The sequence below is a fragment of the Acidimicrobiia bacterium genome (assembly GCA_016650365.1).
Classification (GTDB): Bacteria; Actinomycetota; Acidimicrobiia; order Spongiisociales; family JAENVV01; genus JAENVV01.
The window spans coordinates 1-4540 of record JAENVV010000210.1; the positions used below are offsets into that span (position 1 = coordinate 1).

5 protein-coding genes are annotated in these 4540 nt (G+C 61.1%); 2 read left to right on the forward strand and 3 right to left on the reverse strand.

The window, feature by feature from the left end; all coding sequences use genetic code 11:
• The coding region (locus JJE47_12640; GenBank protein MBK5268273.1) for an RNA polymerase sigma factor at positions 1-716 on the forward strand (716 nt) is incomplete at its 5' end.
• 44 nt (positions 717-760) lie between these two features.
• Here the strand turns inward: JJE47_12640 and JJE47_12645 are convergent.
• On the reverse strand, positions 761-1969 hold the full coding sequence (locus JJE47_12645) for a benzoate/H(+) symporter BenE family transporter (GenBank protein ID MBK5268274.1): 1209 nt from the start codon (positions 1967-1969) through the stop codon (positions 761-763).
• A gap of 198 nt (positions 1970-2167) precedes the next feature.
• Between JJE47_12645 and JJE47_12650 the strand changes: the two genes are divergently transcribed.
• A complete protein-coding gene (locus JJE47_12650; GenBank protein MBK5268275.1) occupies positions 2168-2722 on the forward strand; it encodes a DinB family protein in 555 nt (184 codons plus the stop codon).
• An 89-nt stretch (positions 2723-2811) separates the two neighbouring features.
• Here the strand turns inward: JJE47_12650 and JJE47_12655 are convergent, their stop codons facing one another.
• Positions 2812-3792, reverse strand: a complete 981-nt coding sequence (locus tag JJE47_12655; GenBank protein ID MBK5268276.1) for an aldo/keto reductase — start codon at positions 3790-3792, stop codon at positions 2812-2814.
• Positions 3793-3960: 168 nt separating this feature from the next.
• Positions 3961-4540: aldo/keto reductase (locus JJE47_12660; GenBank protein MBK5268277.1), on the reverse strand; the 580-nt coding region annotated here is incomplete at its 5' end.

Here is a 4540-nt window from a genome sequence, read left to right on the forward strand (position 1 = left end):
CCAACATCCCGTATCGAGTCCCGCCCGACAGTGAGTTGCCAAACCGACTTCGGTCCGTTCTGGCGGTGGTCTATCTGATCTACAACTCGGGTGCTGACGATCCGGAGCGGGGAGTGCTGCGTAACGAAGCGATTCGACTCGGGCGGGCCTTGGGAGAGTTGATGCCCGACGAGCCAGAGGTGGCTGGTTTGCTCGCTCTGATGCTGCTCAACGCTGCGCGTGTTCCGGCCCGCGTCGCCGATGGGCAGGTGGTTCTGCTGCGCGATCAGGATCGGACCAGGTGGGATCGGGCGGCGATCGAAGAAGGGCACGCCATTGTCCAGGCATGCATTCGGCGCAACCGACCAGGCCCGTACCAGTTGCAAGCGGCCATCCAGGCGGTACATTGCGACGCCGCGTCCTTCGAGGCGACCGACTGGCGCCAGATCTTGGTGTTGTACGACCAGCTCTTCTCGATGACGCCCACCCCGATCGTTGCGCTCAACCGGGCCATCGCCGTTGGCGAGGTTGAGGGTCCAGATGCTGCATTGGCAGCACTCGACGCCGTAGCCGCCGACCTTGACAACTATCACCTGTTGCATGCGGCCCAGGGGACTGCCTTGCGGCGACTTGGACACCGAGATGCGGCGAGAGTCGCCCTATTGCGGGCCGCCGAACTTGCCGTGACAGACGGAGACCGACGGTTTCTGATTCAGCAGGTCGAAGAGCTCGCTTAGATCGCTGGCCCGGTTATAGATCTCACCGCTGCCTACTCCTAGCTTTATTTGGTGGTTGGCGCGTGCATGGCCATCCAGGCATCCCGTTCGAGGATCAGGGTTACGGCTAAGCCTCCAACGATTGCCCAGAAGAACGGCCCTAATCCGAGCAAGGTGAGTTCCGACAGGGCTATGGCGAAAGCGAATAGGGGGCCCCAGATGAGTGGACCGGCGGTAACACGTTGCAAGGCATTCTCAAGGATCCCGATGACCGCGAGTGCCACGCCGGTTACCAGGAGGGCGGCAGGAATGGCTGTTGCCAGCTGGACTGCAAAACCACCGAGAGCCGCTATCACCATGGCTACGCCAGCGACGGTCACGGCCGTCAGGTAGCGCTGCTCGTGTTCTCCGGACTCCGGTCCGGCAATGAGAGCGGTGGCGGGAAGCGAAAGGGAGACGCCGGTAGGGCCCAGCAGGGATCCGCCCATGGTCCCTAGCCCGCTTATCGTGGTGATGGTCGTCTCGGGAGCCTCATACTCATTCTCCTTCAGGAAGACGATTGACGGGGCATTTGATTGGATCTCGATCAGGACCACCATCACTGGCGTCACGGTCAAAATCGCAGCCAGCGAGAATACTGGCCCCGTGATTACGGGAGCAATGAAGCTGTCTGCGAGGGAGATGCCCGAGAGGTCGCCGGAGATCGCGGCAATGAGTAGGCCTCCTACCAGCGCTGGCAAGATTGCCGAGACCTTTGGCTCCAGGAAGGACCGGGCGAGCAGGTAGATGAGCAGGGTTCCACCAATGAGGATGGGGGCGTCTCCCAATCCGGTGAACATATTGACGAAGAACGGCAGAACCGCGCCTGCCAGAAGCCCAAACACGATCGGAGCAGGTAGCCATGCGATGAGCTTCTTGGTCAGCCCAAGTGGCTCAAGAAGGAGCACGACGCCTCCTGCGACGATTGAGGCTCCGACCAGTTCGGCCCACGGCACTTGCCCGGCGAGCCGACTGATGAAGATAAGGACGAAGAGGTTGCCGGTCAGTAGCAGAGGTTCTTTAAACCGCAGTGCGAGAACGAGTGCAACCGCGCCCGGCAGCCCGTAGATGGCTATGAGCCATGTGGCAGTTTCCGCCGGCGACAGTCCAAGATCCGCCGCCGCCTTCAAAGGGAGCGCCAGGACGGAGATGAATATGACCGTCATCGATAGCACAGCACCCCAGTTGGGCAAGGCGCGACGGGATGCTTGCGGGTCAGGAGCTGGTTGGTCCATGGGTTCCACGTAAGCATCGTCCCGGGAGGGCGTCAAGGGTTTGTTCAAAGGGACGGGAGGCGGAAGGCTTACCGATGGTCCGTTCCTTGCGGCATCGGCTAACGACGTCGCTGAACGTTGGGGGCGGGACGGTCGCAATTGCCGGATGACGCCCGTATCCTGAGTCGAGCAAATTGGCAGAAGACAGGCATTTGTCGCATGAATCCCATCGGTGCAACACCTGACAACAAAGATTGGACCTGGGTGCTTGACCGTCCCTGCCCGGAGTGTGGAGCATGGGTTGGTGCCCTGCCCATCGCCGAGATTGCCGAGGCCAATCGTGGGAACGTTCAAGGGTGGTTGGCTGTTCTCGATCGGGACGAAGCATGGCTACGAACTCGACCCGACCCCGGAGTCTGGTCGCCCCTCGAATACGCCTGTCATGTACGGGACGTGTATCGACTCTTCGCCCAACGCCTGGATCTCATGCTTTCCGAGGACGATCCAGCCTTTGCCAACTGGGACCCGAACCTCACCCAAGAGGAGGAGCGTTACGACCTGGCGGATCCCCGGGTCGTGCGGGAGGAACTAGCTGCCGCAGGTGAGGCAATCGCTACGAAATTCGACAAGATCACCCCTGAACAGCTTGCCCGCACCGGTCGCCGAAGCGACGGCGCCAACTTCACAGTTGAAACCTTCGCGAGATACGAGATCCACGATCCGGTTCACCATCTGTGGGACGTCACCGGACGAACTTCCAGCCTCGGCAGCTAGGAGTCGACCTTCGAAGCCTGGGTTGTCCTGCGGACTCTCGGCGCGGAGACGGTCCGTCTGAAGCCGGGGTTGGGGGCTAGGTCACGGGATCAGATCTGAACCTTCGCCAGTGCAGCAGTCGGGTAGCGGTCCCCGGCCGTCCTCGCCGGATCGAATGTCTCCGAAAGGAGGGAGAGCTCTTGATCGGTCAAAGTGATCGCGGTAGCGGCGACATTCTCCTCGAGATGCGAGATACTCGTCGTTCCCGGGATCGGCAACAAGAAATCGCGTTGTGCCAGCAACCATGCCAGTGCAACCTGTGACGGGGAAATGCCATGGTTTACGGCGACGTCCTGGAGAGCTTGAAGCATGATTTTGTTGTGGTCGATGTTTTCCTGAGCGAAGCGCGGATGCTGGCGTCGACGGTCGGTCTCCTCGAGGTCTTCGGTGCCCTTGATCTCACCCGAGAGGAAGCCTCGTCCGATGGGGGCATATGCCACATACGAGATACCGAGTTCATCGCACACGCCGAAGATCTCTTCCTCGGCGAACCGGGTCCACAGTGAGTATTCGGTCTGGACGGCTGCCAGGGGATGGACCGCATGGGCGCGTCGGATGGTCGCTGGAGCTGCCTCGGAAATACCGAGGTGGCGAACCTTGCCCGCCGCTACGAGACCCGCCATTGCCCCGACCGTTTCTTCGACCGGAACCGTCGGGTCGACCCGATGGATGTAATAGAGGTCGATGTAATCGGTTTTCAAGCGGGCCAGGCTCTGGTCGCAGCTGTCTCGTACGTACTGAGGTTCGCCGTGCACGACCCGTTTTCCGTCCTCCATGGCCTGGCCGAACTTGCTGGCAAGAAAAACCTGGTCCCTCCGTCCGGCCAACGCTCGCCCGAGAAGGGTCTCGTTGTGCCCCCAACCGTAGGCATTCGATGTATCGAGGTGAGTCACACCCAGCTCGATCGCCCGATGGACCAGGGCGATTCCCGATTCATCGTCCGACGGTCGGTAGGTCCCGCTCAGGGCCATACAGCCGAGCCCCATGGCCGACACGGTGACGCCCGTGTTCCCCACACTTCGTTGCAACATCACGTGATCCCTTCCAAGATATTCTTGACCTTACTAGGGAGACCCGAAAGCGATGGGGGGTGGAGGCCGGCCCTGGCATCCAACAACGTAACCAGACATATGCGTGATGCCGATCGGCCATTCCGAGTCCTGCACCGTGCAACTGGCTACGGCTTGTATGACGCGGTATCAGACAAAGTCAAGGGCGGCTATCTCTTCCGGCGACATGGTCCAGGCCGCCGCGGCAACGTTGGCCCGAACCTGGGATGGGGTAGTCGCGCCGGCAACTATGGAAGCGACCTCGGGCCGGGCGAGTAATCCGCTGATCGCCAGATCAAGAAGCGTGTGGCCGAATTTCTCGGCGGTCTCGGTGAGTTTCGCCACGCGGTCCAATACGTCATCATCCAGCGTCTGATGGGGGCGGGGCTCCCAAAACGCCAACCGGGACCCGTCGGGGGCAGCCTCGCCCTTGCGGTACTTTCCCGTCAGGAGGCCGCTCGCCAGCGGGAAGTACGGAATGAAGGCGATGTCGAGGCGTTCACACGCTGGCAATACGGCCTCTTCGACTTCGCGACTTAGCAGGGAGTACTCGTTTTGAACGCTCACGAAGCGGGCGGTACCGAGGTCTTCGCTCACTTCCTCCGCCTCCTCTAGTTGCTCGGCAGAAAAATTGGAGCAACCGAGGACACGGACTTTCCCCTGGTCGACCAATTCGTTCAGCGCCCCGAGAGTTTCGGAAATGTGCGAGTCGCGGTCCGGTCGGTGGATC